This is a genomic window from Mesorhizobium sp. M0239 (genome assembly GCF_040321815.1).
In the GTDB taxonomy this organism is placed as follows: Bacteria; Pseudomonadota; Alphaproteobacteria; order Rhizobiales; family Rhizobiaceae; genus Mesorhizobium.
This window is the reverse complement of record NZ_JAMYSG010000028.1, coordinates 40,737-58,164: the sequence shown is the minus strand read 5'-3', so window position 1 is coordinate 58,164 and position 17,428 is coordinate 40,737. Positions and strand designations below refer to the sequence as shown.

Genomic DNA, 17,428 nt, shown 5'->3' with positions numbered 1-17,428 from the left:
GTTCATTTCGCCTACCAATCCAGCGCCGGCGGAAAGCTCACCGCCACCTCAAGGCCAGGCCGACAATCCTCAAGCGTAATCGATGCGCCATGCAGGTCGGCGATGGCCCTGACAAGGCTGAGACCCAGCCCGCTGCCCGGCGTCGAGCGGCTGTGGTCCAGCCGGTAAAGCCTCTGGAACACTTTCTCGCGCTCTTCCGCCGGAATGCCGGGACCGTTGTCGGCGACACCGGCAACGACGCGTTCGCCCTGGCGCGTCGCCGACAGCTTTATCGTCGTGCCCGATGGACAATGGCGTAGCGCGTTCTCGACCAGATTGGCGAACATCTGCGTCAACAGCTCGCGATCGCCATGGATCAGGTCCGTCGTTTCCTGTGATTGCGCCAACGACAGCGACTTTCCGTCGTCCTCGGCCACGTCGGCATAGATCTCGGCGATGGTTTGCAACACCTCGCCCAGATCGACATCGCTGAACCGCGCCCGGCGGGCGCCGGCCTCGATCTGCGCGATACGCAGCAGCGCATCGAAGGTCTCGTTGATCTGCAGGCTCTCGGCATGCGCCTCGGCCAGTTCAGCCGCGATCTTCTGGCCCGACAGATTCTTTTCCGATGCGGTGTCGAGGATCATCTGCAACCGGTTGAGGGGCGTCTTCAGATCGTGGGCGATGTTGGCGCTGACCTGTTTCATGCCTTCGACCAGTGCCGACAGGCGATCGAGCGCGGCATTGACCTGGCTGGAGACGATGTCGATGTCGTCGCCCTTGCCGGTCAGCGGAATGCGGGTGTCCAGCCGTCCATGCGAGACATCCACCATGGTGGCGGCGATGCCGTCGAGACGGCGCTGGACTCGCGAAGCCAGCAGGGCGCCGCCGGCGACCGCCAGCCCGGTGATGATCAGGGTTCCCCAGCCAAAGCTCATCAGCACGATCCTCTCCAGCTCCTCCGTCTCGGAAAGGCTGAAGGCGACGGTCAAGGTGTTGCCGCCGACCGGGCCGGAATAGGCGCGGTACTCGGCGCCGGGCGGCACGCCGGGCATTTCGGTGTCGAACATCGAGAAGCCGTCGGGAAGCCCTGCCGCGGTGAAGTTGCCGGCCAGGCGATTGCCCGTCGCGTCGGTCAGCGAAAACAGCTGCTCCTTCTTGAGGCTGCGCAGGGAGTGGCTGCCGACGGTCTCAACCAGCTCCTTGAGATCGTTCTCGGCATAGGTCGCGGCGACGACCGCGTAGGTCTCCTTGATGGTGTCGTCGAGCCGCTCGGCAAGATCGGCGCTCATCATCTGGTAGACGATGGCGCCAGACAGGACGAAGGCCAGCACGAACAGGAAGGCGAAGGTCAGGGCCAGCCGGAACGGCGTGCTGCGCAGCAGGCGGGACCATGTTCCGGTCATGACGGCGCGTGCAGGCTGTAGCCGGTGTTGCGGACGGTGTGGATGAGCTGGGTTTCGAAGGGCTTGTCGACCTTGGCCCGCAGCCGGCTGATATGGGTCTCGACGACGCTGGTCCTGGGATCGAAATGAAAATCCCAGACGCGCTCCAGAAGCATGGTGCGGGTGATGACACGGCCTTCGCCGCGCATCAGCACTTCCAGCAGGCTGAATTCCCGCGGCTGCAGGTCGATCGGCTGGCGCTGCCTGGTGACCCGCCGCATGATCAAGTCCATTTCGAGGTCGGCGACCCGCAGGACGGTTTTCTGCTCCTGCGCCGCTGGCCGCCGGCCAAGCGCGTTGATGCGGGCGAGAAGTTCGGAAAAGGCGAAGGGCTTGACCAGATAGTCGTCGCCGCCGGCCTCGAGCCCCTCGACGCGGTCGTCAATGCCGCCGACCGAGGTGAGAAAGATCGCCGGCGTCCGTACGCCCGCGGCGCGCACCGCCTTGACCATCGACAGGCCGTCGAGACCGGGGATCATCCGATCGGCGATGATCACGTCGTAATTGCCCCGGGTCGCCGCGAACAGCGCGTCATGTCCGTTGCGCAGCAGGTCGCAGACATGGCCGGCTTCGGTCAGTCCCCTGACGATATAGTCGGCCGTCCTGTGGTCGTCCTCGACGAGAAGCAGTCGCATGAAAGGTCCGGTCCGTTGCCGAGATGGAGAGGCTATCACCGGCACGGGCTTGTTCCTAGGATGTCACGACGCGCAGGTATGGTGGCGCTTTCGTCATACATTCGCGATTGGCGGAAGCTTTCCTGGCTTCGTCCTTGGGATGCCGTGACATCTCCGAGCCGCGTAGCGATGCGGAACCCGACGCCCGCGGGACAGCACCCCCCTCTGCCCTTCCGGGCATCTCCCCCGCAAGGGGGGAGATCGGCAGCTTCGATCCCCCCACCCCTCTTGCAACTCTTGCAACATTCGAGGATTGGCGAAAGCGGAGGTACAGTCAATCTCCCCCCTTGCGGGGGAGATGGCCGGCAGGCCAGAGGGGGGTGTGAAGGATCGCTACTGAAGAAAACTTCCATTCTGCTCTGCACTTGGTCAGCGCACGCACACGCTGAGGTCAATCCGATTCCAGGAGGATCTCATCGGCCTCGTCGCCCTTCAGGGTCATGTGCAGGACGAGCGCAATGATACAGCCGAGGAAGAGCAGGCTGGTGAAGATGGTGCCGAGACCCAGGCCGCCATGCCTGGCCGACCGCGACAGCAGGTCGCCGAAGGAAGCGCCGAGCGGCCGCGTCAGGATATAGGCGAGCCAGAAGGCCAGGATGCCGTCGAGACTGAGCAGCCAGTAGGCGAGCGCTATCAGCGCGATGACGCCGCCGAACAGCAGCCCCGATGTGAGGTAGCCCATGTCGAAGCTTTCGGCGACGAGATCGCCAGCGGCGGTGCCGAGAGCGAAGGTCAAGAGGATCGCCAGCCAGTAGAAGATCTCGCGCCTGGTGGTGAAGAGGGTGTGGATCGACAGCGTCCTTTCGCTGGCGTACCAGACCGCGAACGTCGCGGCGAGCGCGACCGAGAAGGCAATGGTCGTCGTCTGCAGGCGCACGCCGAAATTGTCGACGAGGTTGTCCGTCACCAGCGTGCCGACGATGCTGATCAGCACCACCGCCAGCCAGTAGGCCCACGGCACATAGCGTTTCCGCGTAAACTGCAGGACAAGGGCCGTGGTCAGGATGCCGGTCATGATCAGCGAGGTGGCGGTCAGCCCAAGCCCGAGTGTGTCGGCAAGATAATCCGCCGCGGTCTCGCCCGTGGTGACCGCCATCAGCTTGACCAGCCAGAAGTCGAGGGTGACGTCGGGAACCCTGCTGTGGCTCGGTGCGGCGGGTTGTTGCCTGTTGGGCGCGAGCATGGCTGAAGTCCAGAGGTCGACGGTTGCGGCGGGGCGGTGGCGATCCACCCCGCGCATCGTAAGCAAACGAGTTCACACCGGCCTGTCCGGCGGCATACAAATTCGTAAGAATGGCGCGCAAAAGGCATTGGGAATGCCTGGCGGTGCGTTTGATGGAATGCGGCGCCTTGCATCCGCCATTGCTGCTCAACGGCGCGCTGATGGCGGGCGCGATGCCGGGCCGCACGTTCGGCCCGACCCACCCTGCGCTCTAGTGATCGGTGGTTCTAGCTGCCGAGCGGATGCGGCATGTAGCCGACGAAGCCGGCGATCTTCCAGCTGCCGCCGACCTTGCTGCAGAAATACAGCGTCTGCCATTTCAAGCGATCGACGCTGCCGTCCGCCTTGGCAACCGAGCCGTCGAATTTCTTGTGCAGCACGGCGCGGTCGCCGTCGACATCGATGTCGCGCATGTTGGTGACGCGAAACAGCGCCTCGCGCAGCGGCTCGGCGAATTTGGTCGCCGCCGTCTCCTTCGCCTGGCGCAGCCACTCGTCGCGATAGATCTCCAGTCGCGGAAACTGCAGCCGCCAGGCATCGGCATTGCTGAGGAAATGCGCATGCATGCCGAAGAAGCTCGAGGCGACGAAATCATCCTCGACCATGGCCCAGTCCTGGCCGATGAAAGCGTCGATGTCGCGCCGCACCAGCATTTCCCAGAGCGCGTGGCGATCGGTATCGCCTGATGGAAACGGGTTCTTGTCGTAAGTCATTGCTGGGTGTCTCCGCTCTGGCAAATGCGTCTGTGCGTTACGGCTCCCAAGTCGCCCGCCAGCGCGTACGATGCAAGCGCTCTTGTAATAAAGCAACGCGGATTTCGAAGAATGTTGCTTTCCAACAAGCCCCCTATGAGGATCGCCCCGATCGGCGTAAGTGTCGATCGAAGCGGGCGCTGCCATGGCACCCCGTCCTGTCATCAGAGGAGGCTTGTCCCTTGCCGAAACAGTGTTTTGGAACATCGCATGTGCCGTTGTCGCCAGCCGTGCGGGCCTGTGATCTCGTCTATGTCTCGGGGCAAGTGCCTGTCGGCAGCGATGGCATCGTGGTCAAGGGCGGCATAACGGAGCAGACCGAGCAGGTGCTCGCCAACATCAAGGCCGCGCTGGCGCTGGCCGGCTGCACCATGGACGATGTGGTGAAGACCACGGTCTGGCTGGAGGATGCGCGCGATTTCGGCGCCTTCAACGCGGTCTATGCCCGGCACTTCCCCAAAGACCCGCCGGCCCGCACCACGGTCGAATCGCGGCTGATGATCGACATCAAGATCGAGGTCGAGGCGGTCGCCTACCGGCCTCTCTGAGCAAAAAGCAACGAAGCGGAGGTTACCCCAATGCAATTCGACCTCCTGCTGAAGGGCGGACGGCTGATCGATCCGGCGTCCGGGATCGATGCGCCGCGCGATGTCGCCATCGCCAATGGCCGCGTTGCCGCTGTCGATGCCGATATCCCGGTGACCAGCGCCGCGCAGATCGTCGATGCCGGCGGCTGCATCGTCACGCCGGGCCTGGTCGACCTGCACAGCCACGTCTATTGGGGCGGCACGTCGCTCGGCGTCGATGCCGACCGGCTGGCCGCCAAGAGCGGCACCACCACCTTCATCGATGCGGGCAGTGCGGGAGCCGGCAATTTCCTCGGCTTCCGCCGCCATGTCATGGAGCGGTCGAAGGTCCGCATCCTGGCCTATGTCAACATTTCCTTTGCCGGCATTTTCGGCTTCTCGCAGACAGTGTCGGTCGGCGAGTGCAGCGACCTCAGGCTGTGCGAGCCGCGCGAGGTGGTCGCGGCGGTGCGTGAACACCGCGATGTCGTGGTCGGCGTAAAAGTCCGCTCCGGCAAGCATGCCGGCGGCACCAGCGGCATCGCCCCGGTGGATCTGGCGCTGGAGGCCGCCGACCAGGCTGGCCTGCCGCTGATGGCGCATATCGATGAGCCGCCGCCCGGCCGCTCGGAAGTGCTGCCGCGCCTGCGCAAGGGTGACATCCTCACCCACTGCTTCCGGCCGTTTCCCAATGCGCCGGTGTTCGCCTCCGGCGCGGTGCGGCCCGACATGCGGCTGGCGCGCGAGCGCGGCGTCATCTTCGACATCGGCCACGGCATGGGCTCGTTCGATTTCGCCGTCGCCCGCGCCATGCTTGAGGAAGGGCTGGCCCCGGACGTGATCTCGAGCGACGTGCATCTCTACTGCGTCGATGGGCCGGCCTTCGACATCCTGGTCTGCATGTCGAAGCTGCTGGCGCTCGGCATGCCGCTGGTCGAGGTCCTGCGCGCCGCCACGCAAGCGCCGGCGAGGGCGATCGCGCGGCCTGATCTCGGCACGCTGGCGGTGGGCACCGTCGGCGATGTCGCCGTGCTCCGGCAGCGCCCGGGCCGCTTCACCTTTGTCGATGCGGTCGGCGCGTCATTGGTCGCCGACCAGAGGCTGGTGTCGGAAGGCATCGTTATTGGCGGCACCTGGTGGCCGAACGAGGCGGCTGATCACAACGAGACCGAGCGTTTCGTGGCGCAGGCGTCACACACGCATGTCGAGGTGGCGGCGAGGCACTTTGGGCACCGGCATGAGTGAAAGTTCTGCGCGACTTCGTCATCCACAGGCGGAGCGGAAGCGAAGCGGACGCGCAGACCCGAGGATCCATGCCGTGACCATTGCCGAAGAATGCGACGGATCAGGATGGTTGTTCGATAGGCCCTTCATCGCCGTTGGTGCATTGAAAGCCGATTCTGGTCCGCTTTCGCGTGCACGAATGGCGCGGCATGGATCCTAGGGTCTGCGCCGCGTCGCTTCGCTCCTTGCTTCGCCCTAGGATGACGAATCCATAGGACGCTCGTTGCTTGAATTGCTAACCGCCCCAAAAACCGGCGTCTCAATGCCTTCCATCCGCGCCTTGATCTGCAGCGCCACATATTTCGAATAGAAGCGCGACAGCGCCAGATTGCCGCCGTGGAACCACAGCGCTTCCTGCGCGGTCGGCTTCCACATGTTGCGCAGCTCGCCCTGCCAAGGGCCGGGGTCGCCCTTGACGCCAGAGCCCAATCCCCAGCAGGGGCCGACCTTGTCGGCGACTTCACGTGAGACGATCGCCGCCACCGTCTCGTTCATCGACTGATAGCCTGTGCAGGCGATGATGGCGTCGGCGGCGAGTTCGCTGCCGTCCTCGAACAGGATGCCGCTCGGGGTCAGCGATTTGATGGCGACGCCGCTGCGGATGCCGATCTTGCCGTCGATGATCAGGTCGGAAGCGCCGACATCGATATAGTAGCCGGAGCCGGTGCGGTAGGCCTTCATCAGAAGGCCGGTCTCGTCGTCGCCGAAATCGAGGGCGAAGCCGGCGGCGCGCAGGCGGTCGTAGAACGCGGCATCGCGCGCCTGGATCACCTCGTAGAGCGCCCGCTGGCCCTTGGGCACCAGCGCGAACGGTGTCGAGGCTACGATCATGTCGGCTTTCTCGGTGGTGATGCCGCGCGCCAGTGCGTCTTCCGAGAAGATCTCGAAGCCGACTTCCATCAGCGTGCTCGATTTGACCACTGTGGTCGGCGAACGCTGGATCATGGTGACCTCGGCGCCGCTTTCCCAGAGGTCGACGCAGACATCGTGGCCGGAGCTTGCAGCGCCGATGACGGCGACGCGTCTGCCGCGGAATTTGTCGCCGCTGGCATACTGGCTGGAGTGCAGCAATTCGCCCTTGAACCGGTCGGCGCCCGGAAGATCGATCCGCCGTGGCGGGCCGTAGGCGCCGGTGGCGAAGACGATATGCTTCGGCTTCAGTGTGATCTGGCGGCCGACGCGGTCGACCACCACGGTCCAGACTTTTTCGGCCTCATCATAGGACGCGCTGAGGCATTTGGTGGCGACCCAGTAATTGAGCTCCATGACGCGCGTGTACATTTCCAGCCAGTCGCCCATCTTGTCCTTGGGCGTGAACACCGGCCAGTTTTCGGGGAAGGGGATATAGGGCAGATGGTCGTACCAGACCGGATCGTGCAGCACGAGCGTGCGGTAGCGGTTGCGCCAGGAATCGCCCGGCCGCGCATTTTTCTCGATGACGATGGTGGGCACGCCGAGCTGGCGCAGCCGCGCCCCCAGCATGATGCCGCCCTGGCCGCCGCCGATGACCAGGCAATAGGGCTGTTCATCAGTGCCGAGCTCGCGCGTCTCGCGCGCCCGCGCCTCCGACCAGGTCTCGCGCTGGGGATCGGCCTTGTGGCGCACGCCGAGTGGCCGGTCTGCGCCCTTGCGCTCCTCGAACCCTTTCAGGTCTGTCATTGCCGTGAACAGCGTGCGGCAGCGTCCGTCGCGAAGCCGCATGATGCCCTCTCCCCTGGCCACCACGGTTTCGAAGCTGAACCAGGCCTCGATGATGCCCTCGTCCGAGATCGCCTCGCCGGTAAGTTGCCACGCGCTCGGCTTGGCCGTCGCCAGCGTCGTCGCCAGCATGTCGGCGATCGCCGAGCGGCCTTCCATTGTGGTGATGTTCCAGGTGAAGGTCAGGAGATCGCGCCAGTAGCAGTCATCGACAAACAGGTTCGTCGCGGCCGCCGCGTCTCCCGCTTCGAGTACCTTGGCAAAGGACCCGAGCCATGCGGCTGCCTGTTTCGATGGGGCTATCTCGAGCATGTCTTTCCCTCTTCCTGCAACACGCCGCACACGGCGTAAAAATCTCAATTATCGAACGCGGCGCCGCCCCTCATCCGCCTGCCGGCACCTTCTCCCCGTGAACGGGGAGAAGGGAGCTAGTCTCCGAGCGGCTCCATCTCCTTGCCGGTGCGGTGGATCTGGGCGTTGTATTTGATGCGGCGCACCGTCTCGCGGGCCGAACCGTCGAGCTTGTAGGCCGAGGCCACCGCCAGAAGGTCGATCGCCGCCAGGAAGGCGAAGCGCGAGGCCGTCGGCTTCAGCGTGTCGGGGTATTCGGGCACCGCCACCGTCAGCCTGACGTCGCAGGCGCGGGCGAGTTCGGTGTCGGGCGCGGTCACGGCGATCGCGTTGGCGCGGTAATGCTTGGCGAGCTCGACGGCCTCGATCACCTCGCGGGTGCGTCCCGTCGCCGAAATGGCGATCACCAGATCGCCCGGCTTGAGCGTCGAGGCGGTCATGCGCATCAGATAGGGGTCGCACTGGGAGCTGACTGTGATGCCGTAGCGGAACAGCCGGTATTGGGTTTCCTGCGCCAGCGCCGAGGAGCTGCCGCCGAGGCCGAAGACCGTAACCTGGCGCGCCTTGGCGATCAGCTCGGCGGCTTTCTGCAGCTGCGCCGGGTCGAGCTGCCGCTCGGCCTCCTGCAGCGCCCGGCGCGCCTCGCCGAACACGGCGTTCCAGAACGGCATGCCATTGTCATTGCTGACGGAGGGCGACTTGGCCAGATAAAGCGCGCCGACGACGAGGCTCTGCGCCAGCTTCAGCTTGAAGTCACGCACACCCTCGCAGCCGATGGCGCGGCAGAACCGGGTCACCGTCGGTTCGCTGACCCCGGCGCGCTGGGCAAGGGCGGCGTTGGACGCGTCGACGGCATATTTGACGTCGTCGAGCACGACGTCGGCGACACGCCGTTCGGCAGGGCGCAATTCGCTGTAGGAATCCTTGACCAGCGAAATGATGTCGGGAATGCGCCGGACAGGATCGCGCCCCTCGGTATCGGGGTCTGGAACAGGCTCGTCCTGGCTGCCAGCTTCGGTCATGGGGTCCTGGTCTTTCCCTGGGTTGCGAGGCTGCCGTCTTAGCATGTTTGCACGCCTTGGCTCCACGTGCCCGACCGCATCGCAACCGCAGCGTGTCGTTGGGGAAAGCTCACCTTCCTCCTCTCCTCTCCAGTCCGTGTCGGTCCAGAAGTATGTAGGAAAGCAACATGCATTTCAAGGGCGTGAAAATACCATTAAAACAACCAGATAGGTATATCACCCGATTTTCGTGATACAGTTATCATCGCCGGTGCTTGACAGGAAAGTAGGATAGTTACAGACTGATTTTCGCAGGGATGAGTCAATGGATCATCGCGCAATCTTCCCGGGGGGCAGATGAACACGGGCGATGCAAAAAAGCCGAAACTTGGCGTGCAGGCAGCGACCAAGATCTATCACACGGCCTCCGGCGACCTGCTGGCGCTGGACCGTTGCAGCCTCGATGTCAGCGCCAATGAAATCGTCTCGATCGTCGGTCCTTCCGGTTGCGGCAAGACCACGCTCTTGTGGTCGATGTCGGGCCTGCACAGCCTGACCAGCGGCGAGATCCGGCTCGACGGCAAGGCCATCACCGGTCCGCATCCCGATATCGGCATCGTTTTCCAGGAAGCGAACCTTCTGCCGTGGCGCAATCTCGATGCCAACATCCGCTTTCCCTTCGAGATCAAGGGCGAGAAGCCGGACCGGGCGTGGATCGCGCATCTGCTCAACCGGGTCGGGCTCGACGGCTTCGGCGGCAAATTTCCGCGCGAGTTGTCGGGCGGCATGCAGCAGCGTGCGGCGATCGTGCGGGCGCTGGCGCTGAAGCCCTCGGTGCTTTTGATGGACGAGCCGTTCGGCGCGCTCGACAGCTTCACCCGCGAGGAGATGAACCGGCTGGTCGAGGAGATCTGGCTCGACACCAAGACAACCATCGTCTTCATCACCCACTCCATCGAGGAAGCGATCTTCCTCTCCGACCGCGTCGTGGTGCTGAGCGCCCGGCCGGGGCGCGTCGCCAAGGAATATCGCGTGCCGTTTCCCCGGCCACGCTCGCTGGAGATCATGGCGACGAAAGAGGTCTTCGACCTCACCAACCGTATCAAGATGGACATTGTCGGCGAACGCACGCGGCCAAAAGCGCCGGAGCGCCCGAGCGCCGAGATCGTGAGGATCAGGCCGTGAGCGGAGGCGACGCCATTCCGGAATTTTCGAAGTCCAAGTCGGGTGCCAAGTCGGGCGACGGCCAAGAGGTCAGCCTGACCAATCTGTCGGCCTTCGCCAGCGGCCCCGGCATCAAGTCGGGCAAGGAGGTGGCGGCCATTCTTGCCGTGGCGGTGATCATCATCGGCGGCATCGAACTGGCGCTGCGGCTGTTCCACGTGCCGCTTTACATCATGCCGCCGCCGAGCTCGATCGCCTATGCGCTGTTCGACGAGTTCCCGCTGATCGCGCCGCATCTCGGCTACACGCTGGTCGAGCTGGTGTCCGGCTTTGCGATCGGCGCCGTTATCGGCCTCGTTCTGGCCGCCGTCATCACCCAGTTTCCGTTCGCTGAAAAAATCGTCGCGCCCTACATCCTGCTGCTCGTCACCACGCCGATGCTGGCGCTGGTGCCGCTTTTGATCCTGCGCTTCGGTTTCGGCTACACGCCGCGCATCATCGCGGTGGCGCTGGCTGCCGGGCCGATGGTGATGATCAATGCGGCGACAGGCTTTCGCCGCGTCGACAGCGCCAAGATCGCGCTGGCGCGCTCCTACGGCGCCAGCACCTTGCAGATATTCTGGAAGATCCGCGCGCCGATGGCGCTGCCGATGATCCTGGTCGGGCTGATGATCGGCGCCATTTTCGGCCTGCTCACCGCGGTCGGCGCCGAGATGGTCGGCGGCGGCTTCGGCCTCGGCAACCGGCTGACCACCTATTCGTCGATGATCCAGATGCCGCAGTTCTTCGCCGTGGTGCTGATCCTGTCGACGCTCGGCATCCTGATCTACGTGCTGTTCTTCCTGATCGGCAAGAAATGGGCGAGCTGGGAGGCTTGAACACAGGGATAAGACGGCGCCCGGGAGGCGGGCGGCAAGAGACTGACATCAAACAAAAAAGGGGAATGCCATGACCAAAGAGAACTCGATCCACCCGGCGGGGATCAGCCGCCGCTACTTCCTGCAGGTGACCGGTGCCGGGCTGGTGACGGCCACGGCGCTCGGCGCCACGGGCCTGAAGGCGAGAGCCGAGCCTTACGGCAAATTCACCTGGATCTCGCCGCGCGGCACGCTCGAAGTGCTCGACGACTATCCCTACTGGGCGGCCAAGAAGGCCGGCTATTTCGATGGGCTGGACACCGATATGCAGCCGGGGCCGTCGGACGGCACCGCGACGGTGAAGTTCGTTGATGTCGGCCAGGCCGATATGGGCTTCCCGTCGCCCGGCGTGTTCTCCTTCGCCATCCAGAACGGCATGAAGCTGAAGTCGGTGTTCCACATGGGCGCCCGCGACACGTTCAGCATCGCCTTCCGCAAGGGCGAGGGGTCGAACGACCTGAAGAAGCTGGAAGGCAAGACCATCCTGCTCGGCTCCGCCGCATGGCAGTCGATCACCGACCCGCTGCTGGCCGCGCAAGGCGTCGACATCAAGAAGGTCAAGTATGTCGAGGCCGGCTGGCCGACATGGGGCACCGCCCTTGCCGGTGGCCAGGGCGACGCCGCTTTGGCATGGGAAGGGCTGCGTGCCGAATGGATCGCCAAGGGGCTCGACTTCGAATACTGGCTCGGCGTGCAGAATTCCAAGCTGCCGGCCAACACCTTCGTCGTGCGCGCCGCCGACCTCGAGGATGCCGACAAGAAGGCGTTGCTGGAAAAGTATCTGCGCGGCTGGGCGATGGGCCTCGAATTCGGCTACCAGAATCCCCGCGCGGCGGTCGAAGCGGTGTTCGAGCAGTTCCCGACGCTGGCCAAGAATCTCGGGCCCGAGCTCGGCACCACCTCGATCCTGCAGCAGATCAATGTCTTCCGTGGCGACATGGACAAGCGCGGCGGCTGGGGCTCGCACGACATGGCGAGCTGGCAGGGCTTTTTCGACGAGATCCACAAGATCGGCCAGATCACCGCCCCGGTGAAGGCCGAGGATGTCTGCACCAACGACCTGATCGGTCCGGCCAATGATTTCGACAAGGCCAAGGTCAAGGCCGATGCCGACGGCGCAAAACTGTCGGAAGGCTTCGCCGCGCTCGACGTCGAGAAGATCAAGGCGCATCTGTTCGATTCGGCGATCAAGTAGGATCGGCGACGACAAGACCGGGCGGCGACACGATTGCCGCCCGCAATCCATTGAATGAAAGCGTGGGAGGTAGCGGTGTCCGACAAGGTTAAAGTGCTGGTGGTGGGGCTCGGCAATATGGGTGCGTCGCATGCCAGCGCGTATCACCGGCTCGACGGTTTTCAGATCGTAGGCATCATGAGCCGCTCGATCAAGAGCAACACGAAGATATCAGGAGAATTAGCCGGCTACCCACTCTACGAGGATTTCGACCAGGCGCTGAAGGAGACCAGGCCGGACGCCGTCTCGATCAATAGCTGGCCGAACACCCATGCCGAATATGCGCTGAAGGCAATCGCCGCCAACTGCCATGTGTTCATGGAAAAGCCGCTCGCCACCAACAATGAGGATGCCGAGAAGGTTGTCGCGGCGGCGCGCGCCAAGAACCGCAAGCTGGTGCTCGGCTATATCTTGCGCGTCCACCCGTCATGGATCAAGTTCATCGAGGTCGGCAAGACGCTCGGCAAGCCGCTGGTGATGCGGCTCAACCTCAACCAGCAGAGCAGCGGCAGCGCCTGGCACTGGCACAAGAACCTGATCGATTCGCTGATCCCGATCGTCGATTGCGGCGTCCACTATGTCGACGTCATGTGCCAGCTGACCGGCGCCAAACCGGTGCGCGTGCATGGCATCGGCGCCAAGCTCTGGGCGGAGGCCGACAAGCAGAATTACGGCCATCTGCACGTCACCTTCGATGACGGTTCGGTCGGCTGGTACGAAGCCGGCTGGGGTCCGATGATGAGCGAGACGGCCTATTTCGTGAAGGACGTGGTCGGCCCCAAGGGCGCGGTGTCGATCGTCGCCGGACAGCAGGCGAGCAGCGCCGCCGACACCGCCGAGGTGTCGAACTCCGCCGACATCGACCGCCACACCAAGACCGACGCGCTGAAGATCCACTATGCCGCTGTCGATGGCGACAAGAATTTCTCCAAGCCCGACGAGATCGTCAGCATGGAGGACGAGCCCGGCCACCAGGAACTCTGCGACCGCGAGCAGGCCTTCTTCCTGCGCGCCATCCGCGAGGATCTCGACCTGACCGAGCAGATGGATGCAGCGGTCAACAGCCTGCGCATCGTGCTCGCCGCCGAACAGAGCATCGCGCTCGGGCGGACCATCGACCTGGCCTGACGCAATTCCCGTCTCCCCGTCCCCATTCGAGGCTGTCGCATATGGATTCTGGCGAAGAAGGACCCCCACCCTAACCCTCCCCACAAGGGGGAGGGAAGCTGCCGCGCTCTTCATCCTCGGTGTTAAACGCCTGTGATTTGCCGAGTTCAGCGCCTACAGAATCCCCCTCCACCTTGTGGGGAGGGGTTAGGGGTGGGGGTATTCGTAGGGCGAAAAGCTAGGTTTCTTGAGTGCCTTGGTCCCTCTCGACAGAGGGTGCCGGGAGGCGGCGCCAAACGTTGGCAAGATCAACGAACGACGTTGAAAAATTGGGAGAGAGACATGGTCACCGAAAGTCTGCTGAAAACCTATGCCGAGTCCGACGCGCTCGACCTGGCCGGACTGGTGCACAGCGGCCAGGTTTCACCGGCGGAACTGGTGGAGGCAGCGATCACGCTGGTCGAGCGGCTCAACCCGGCGCTCAACGCGGTCATCCATCGCCTCTACGACATGGCGCGCGCCCAGGCCGAAACGGTCGACACATCAACGCCCTTCGCCGGTGTGCCGTTCCTGCTCAAGGAGCTGGCCTCGTCCTGGACCGGGGCGCCGAACACCAATTCTTCTTTCTACCTCAGGGATGTCGTTGCCGATTTCGACACTGAAGTGGTGCGCCGCATGAAGGCGGCCGGGCTGGTGCTGGTCGGCAAATCGAACGCGCCGGAAAATGGCTGGTCGATCACCACCGAGCCGAAACTCTACGGTGTGACCAAGAACCCGTGGAAGGAAGGCATCACGCCCGGCGGCTCGAGCGGCGGCGCTGCCGCGGCCATCGCGTCGCGCATGGTGCCGATCGCCGAGGCCAGCGATGGCGCCGGCTCGATCCGCATCCCGGCCTCCTGCTGCGGCATTGTGGGCTTAAAACCGTCGCGCGGACGTGTCAGCCTCGCGCCGTTCGGCGACTATTGGTATGGCGGCGCCTATTTTCTCTGCTGCTCGCGCACCGTGCGCGACACCGCGGCCTATCTCGATGCGGTTGCCGGCGCGCTGCCCGGCGATCCCTACACGCCGCCGGTTCCAGATGGCAGCTGGCTCAGCCTCTCGGCACGGGCGCCGAAGAAGCTGCGCATCGGCTTTTCCGTCACGCCGCCCAACGGCACGGCGATCGATCCGGAGGTGAAGGCGGCGGTGCTGGCGACCGTGGCGGCACTCGAGCGCCTCGGCCACCATGTCGAGGAGCATGACATGCCGCTCGACGCCAATGCTGTGTGGAAGACCTACACCAACATGACCTGCGTGCAGACGGCGGCGACGTTCGACTACCTTGAGACGGTGGTGGGGCGGCCGGTAACGCCAGGCGATGTCGAGGCGGTGACTTGGGCAATCATCGAGCGCGGCCGCTCGACCAGCGGCATCAGGCACATCTCCGATGTCGAGCAACTCAGGCAGGTCGGCCGCGACATCGTCGGCGACCTCGGCGCCTACGATCTCTTCATCACCCCGACCCTGACGCAGCTGCCGCGCCCGCTCGGCTATTACGACATGTCGGAAACCGACATCGACCGCTACAACGCCAAATGGGCGGACTCGGTGTTTGCCTTCCCCTTCAACATCTCCGGCCAGCCGGCGATCTCGCTGCCGCTCGGCTGGTCGAAAGGCGGCGTGCCGATCGGCGTGCAGCTCGTCGGCCGCTACGGCGACGAGGCAACGGTGCTGGCCGCGTCGGCGCAGTTGGAGCAGGAGATGCCGTGGAAGGGGCGGCGGCCGCCGGTGAGTGGGTAGGTGCTGGGCACCGCGTGCGGCTTCGAGATTGGCCAAATCCGCCCATCGCTTCGTCATCCACGGGCGGAGCAAGGAGCGCAGCGACGCAACGCAGACCCGAGGATCCATGCCGCGACTTCAAAGCGTCGCTACGATGAAGAGTTCTGCTCCGCTGCATTCCTCGGCCAAGGTCACGGCATGGATCCTCGGGTCTCCGCGACGGAGCTTCGCTCCTGCTCCGCCCGTGGATGACGAAGGTGGGGAGGCTTCGGCCAATCTCCAGCGTGCAGACTCAAAGCCGGCTATCCAATCCTCTCCAACCGTCTCGGCAGACGATTCATGGCAACAGGCCCGTCCGGTGTGATCAGGAACTGGTCCTCGAGATTGAAGCTGGCGAGGCGGTCTATGTAGAGCGGGATTTCGAAGGCCAGCACCATGCCGGCTTCGATCACGACATCGCTGTCGGCCGCAATGAACGGCCATTGCTCTGAGAAGACGGACTGGCCGACGCCATGGCCGAAATGGCCGCGGCGGTAGGTACGCAGCCCTTGCCGCGCCAGGCTGTCGGTGGCGACGCGATGCACTTGGGCGAGCGTGGTTCCCGGAACAAGGGATGCCAGCCCGTCGTCAAAGGTCCGCTCGGCGATCGCGTGCAGTTCGGCCTGCTCGGCGGATGGCGGCCCGAAGGTGAAGTTGCGCGACATGTCGGAGGCGTAGCCGCCGACCGTGCAGACCATGTCGCACTTCAGCGGATCGCCCGGCATGGCTTTCGCATCGGTGCTTTTGAGCCGGGCGCCGAGCGTCACATATTCGGCTGTGGCGACCGGATGGGACAGGCCGGCCGCGGCCGTGGCGACGCCTTGCCGATAGAGGGCAATGAGATCGGCCTGACGCATGCCGGCCATGGCATCGACCTGCAGCCGCTCCAGCCCGGCCTCCGACAGGATGATGCCTTGCTGCAGCAGATCGATCTCGCGCGGCGACTTGACGGCCCGCAGCCTGTCCAGCACGGTCGAGCCGTCGACCATCGTGCAGCCCGGCAGCAGCGCCTGCATGGCGGAGAAATCAGCGGCGGGAACAAAATCGAGATCGACGCCGATCGTTGCGCGCTCGAGCCCGAAGCCGGTCAGGATCTGCTTCAGCTCATGGACGGAATTGGCCAACTCGAATGTAGCGGGCCGGGTAATGGCAGGCGTCCAGCCGGACGAGCCAAAGCCGGCCACTATGCGCCGCGCCAGCCCTTGCGCTGGCCTCGAGGCGTCAAACGTGGCGAATTCGATCCAGATCGGGTGGCTGCGGATGACGGCGTCGGGCAGAGCCAGTTGCAACTGTCCCGCATTGAAATCCGCCACCACCACGCCGATCGGCAGGCCTTGGCGGGCCGGGATGACGACGAAGCCGGCGCCGGCGCGCCGGAACAGTCCCGCCGGGCCGATCGAGGCGCCGGTCGCATAGTGGAAGGCCTCGGGTGCGCACAGCACCAGCGCCGCGATGCCCGCGCGCTTCATCAGTTGCGCCGCGCGCCTGCGATCGACAAAGCCTGTCATGATTTCCCCACTGTTCGAAGCGGCAACGAAGCACTCCGCGCATCGACAATCAAGCCGCTGACAGCAGCTACTTGATCGATTCCAGCTTGGCGACGGCGGCCGTGAAGCCAGCCAGCGACACCGGGATGGTGACCGGCTTGCGGGTGACCGATTCCATGCCGATGTTCAGATTGGTGCCGGACTTCATTGCCTTGATGAGATCCGCCGACAGCGGCGTGGCGGCATAAGCGCCGTTCTGGTCGCTGGTCTGGATGGCAATCGTCGTCTTCTGGCCCTGGTCGATCTGGAAGGAGGCGCCGGACGGCAGGAACAGGCCGTGTGGCAGGGCAAGCAGCATGGCGAGGCTGCCATTGCCGTTGTCGCGGCGCACGGTCACGGTCAGCACGCGCTGCCCGGTCTTGGCCTCGGTCAGGTTCTGCGAAACCTGGCACTGAAGCTCGCTGGTCGCCGAACCGCTGGAGCAGTTCACTGCCCATGGATTGGCATCGGCCGGTTTTGCATTGCTTTCAGCCGGCTTTGGCTGGGCCGGCTTGGCATCTTCGGCAAGGGCTGGGCCGGCGGCCAGACCAAGCCACAGGGCGGTCAGCCCCGCGGCCACGCCAAGTAAATTAGACTTCGCTAAAGTAGCTGTCATGTTATTTTGCCGGACGTCTTGCATGTTTCCTCACCGCGCCCGGTATTCTCCCGAGCACGGCTTGATACAACACCCGCGACTGTTTCGAAAGCTCG

General features: G+C 64.4%; 16 protein-coding genes. 8 read left to right on the top strand and 8 right to left on the bottom strand.

Translation table 11 applies throughout. The features are described 5' to 3' along the window. Positions 1 to 11: 11 nt before the first annotated feature. From NKI99_RS25830 to NKI99_RS25820, 3 genes are all read right to left on the bottom strand, one after another. The gene (locus tag NKI99_RS25830; RefSeq protein WP_352612551.1) at positions 12 to 1,385 is read right to left on the bottom strand and encodes a HAMP domain-containing sensor histidine kinase; all 1,374 of its coding nucleotides are present in this window, start codon (positions 1,383 to 1,385) and stop codon (positions 12 to 14) included. Beyond that, positions 1,382 to 2,059, bottom strand: coding sequence for a winged helix-turn-helix domain-containing protein (locus NKI99_RS25825; protein ID WP_352556153.1), 678 nt, complete (start codon positions 2,057 to 2,059; stop codon positions 1,382 to 1,384). The genes NKI99_RS25830 and NKI99_RS25825 overlap by 4 nt, the downstream gene beginning before the upstream one ends. A 430-nt stretch (positions 2,060 to 2,489) precedes the next feature. After that, positions 2,490 to 3,281: a COG4705 family protein gene (locus NKI99_RS25820; RefSeq protein WP_352442367.1), complete on the bottom strand. Its 792-nt coding sequence runs from the start codon at positions 3,279 to 3,281 to the stop codon at positions 2,490 to 2,492. A gap of 110 nt (positions 3,282 to 3,391) precedes the next feature. Between NKI99_RS25820 and NKI99_RS25815 the strand changes: the two genes are divergently transcribed. Further along, a complete protein-coding gene (locus NKI99_RS25815) occupies positions 3,392 to 3,535 on the top strand; it encodes a hypothetical protein (protein WP_352442368.1) in 144 nt (47 codons plus the stop codon). 12 nt (positions 3,536 to 3,547) lie between these two features. On the opposite strand, the gene NKI99_RS25810 is transcribed toward NKI99_RS25815, so the two are convergent. After that, a complete protein-coding gene (locus tag NKI99_RS25810; protein ID WP_352442369.1) occupies positions 3,548 to 4,033 on the bottom strand; it encodes a hypothetical protein in 486 nt (161 codons plus the stop codon). Between the two features lie 221 nt (positions 4,034 to 4,254). Here NKI99_RS25810 and NKI99_RS25805 point away from each other — a divergent pair, with 221 nt between their 5' ends. Continuing rightward, positions 4,255 to 4,620, top strand: coding sequence for a RidA family protein (locus NKI99_RS25805; RefSeq protein ID WP_352612550.1), 366 nt, complete (start codon positions 4,255 to 4,257; stop codon positions 4,618 to 4,620). Positions 4,621 to 4,650: 30 nt separating this feature from the next. After that, positions 4,651 to 5,883: an amidohydrolase/deacetylase family metallohydrolase gene (locus tag NKI99_RS25800; protein ID WP_352442370.1), complete on the top strand. Its 1,233-nt coding sequence runs from the start codon at positions 4,651 to 4,653 to the stop codon at positions 5,881 to 5,883. A 234-nt stretch (positions 5,884 to 6,117) separates the two neighbouring features. On the opposite strand, the gene NKI99_RS25795 is transcribed toward NKI99_RS25800, so the two are convergent. Both NKI99_RS25795 and NKI99_RS25790 read right to left on the bottom strand, forming a co-directional pair. Next, positions 6,118 to 7,932, bottom strand: a complete 1,815-nt coding sequence (locus NKI99_RS25795) for an NAD(P)-binding domain-containing protein (protein ID WP_352612548.1) — start codon at positions 7,930 to 7,932, stop codon at positions 6,118 to 6,120. Positions 7,933 to 8,048: 116 nt separating this feature from the next. Continuing rightward, positions 8,049 to 8,993 (bottom strand): MurR/RpiR family transcriptional regulator, encoded by a 945-nt coding sequence (locus NKI99_RS25790; protein WP_128305959.1) that lies wholly within the window; start codon positions 8,991 to 8,993, stop codon positions 8,049 to 8,051. 336 nt (positions 8,994 to 9,329) lie between these two features. Here NKI99_RS25790 and NKI99_RS25785 point away from each other — a divergent pair, with 336 nt between their 5' ends. From NKI99_RS25785 to NKI99_RS25765, 5 genes are all read left to right on the top strand, one after another. Further along, a complete protein-coding gene (locus NKI99_RS25785; RefSeq protein ID WP_023813386.1) occupies positions 9,330 to 10,157 on the top strand; it encodes an ABC transporter ATP-binding protein in 828 nt (275 codons plus the stop codon). Continuing rightward, a complete protein-coding gene (locus NKI99_RS25780; protein WP_128305960.1) occupies positions 10,154 to 11,014 on the top strand; it encodes an ABC transporter permease in 861 nt (286 codons plus the stop codon). Before NKI99_RS25785 ends, NKI99_RS25780 begins: the two co-directional genes overlap by 4 nt. A gap of 70 nt (positions 11,015 to 11,084) precedes the next feature. After that, positions 11,085 to 12,248, top strand: coding sequence for an ABC transporter substrate-binding protein (locus tag NKI99_RS25775; RefSeq protein ID WP_128305961.1), 1,164 nt, complete (start codon positions 11,085 to 11,087; stop codon positions 12,246 to 12,248). A 75-nt stretch (positions 12,249 to 12,323) separates the two neighbouring features. Then, entirely contained in the window at positions 12,324 to 13,415 is a 1,092-nt protein-coding gene (locus tag NKI99_RS25770) for a Gfo/Idh/MocA family protein (protein WP_128306114.1), read from the top strand. A 321-nt stretch (positions 13,416 to 13,736) separates the two neighbouring features. After that, on the top strand, positions 13,737 to 15,173 hold the full coding sequence (locus NKI99_RS25765) for an amidase (RefSeq protein ID WP_352612546.1): 1,437 nt from the start codon (positions 13,737 to 13,739) through the stop codon (positions 15,171 to 15,173). Positions 15,174 to 15,454: 281 nt separating this feature from the next. On the opposite strand, the gene NKI99_RS25760 is transcribed toward NKI99_RS25765, so the two are convergent. Both NKI99_RS25760 and NKI99_RS25755 read right to left on the bottom strand, forming a co-directional pair. Next, the gene (locus NKI99_RS25760) at positions 15,455 to 16,699 is read right to left on the bottom strand and encodes a M24 family metallopeptidase (protein ID WP_128304314.1); all 1,245 of its coding nucleotides are present in this window, start codon (positions 16,697 to 16,699) and stop codon (positions 15,455 to 15,457) included. A 67-nt stretch (positions 16,700 to 16,766) separates the two neighbouring features. Continuing rightward, the gene (locus NKI99_RS25755; protein ID WP_245273202.1) at positions 16,767 to 17,333 is read right to left on the bottom strand and encodes an invasion associated locus B family protein; all 567 of its coding nucleotides are present in this window, start codon (positions 17,331 to 17,333) and stop codon (positions 16,767 to 16,769) included. Positions 17,334 to 17,428: the final 95 nt, after the last annotated feature.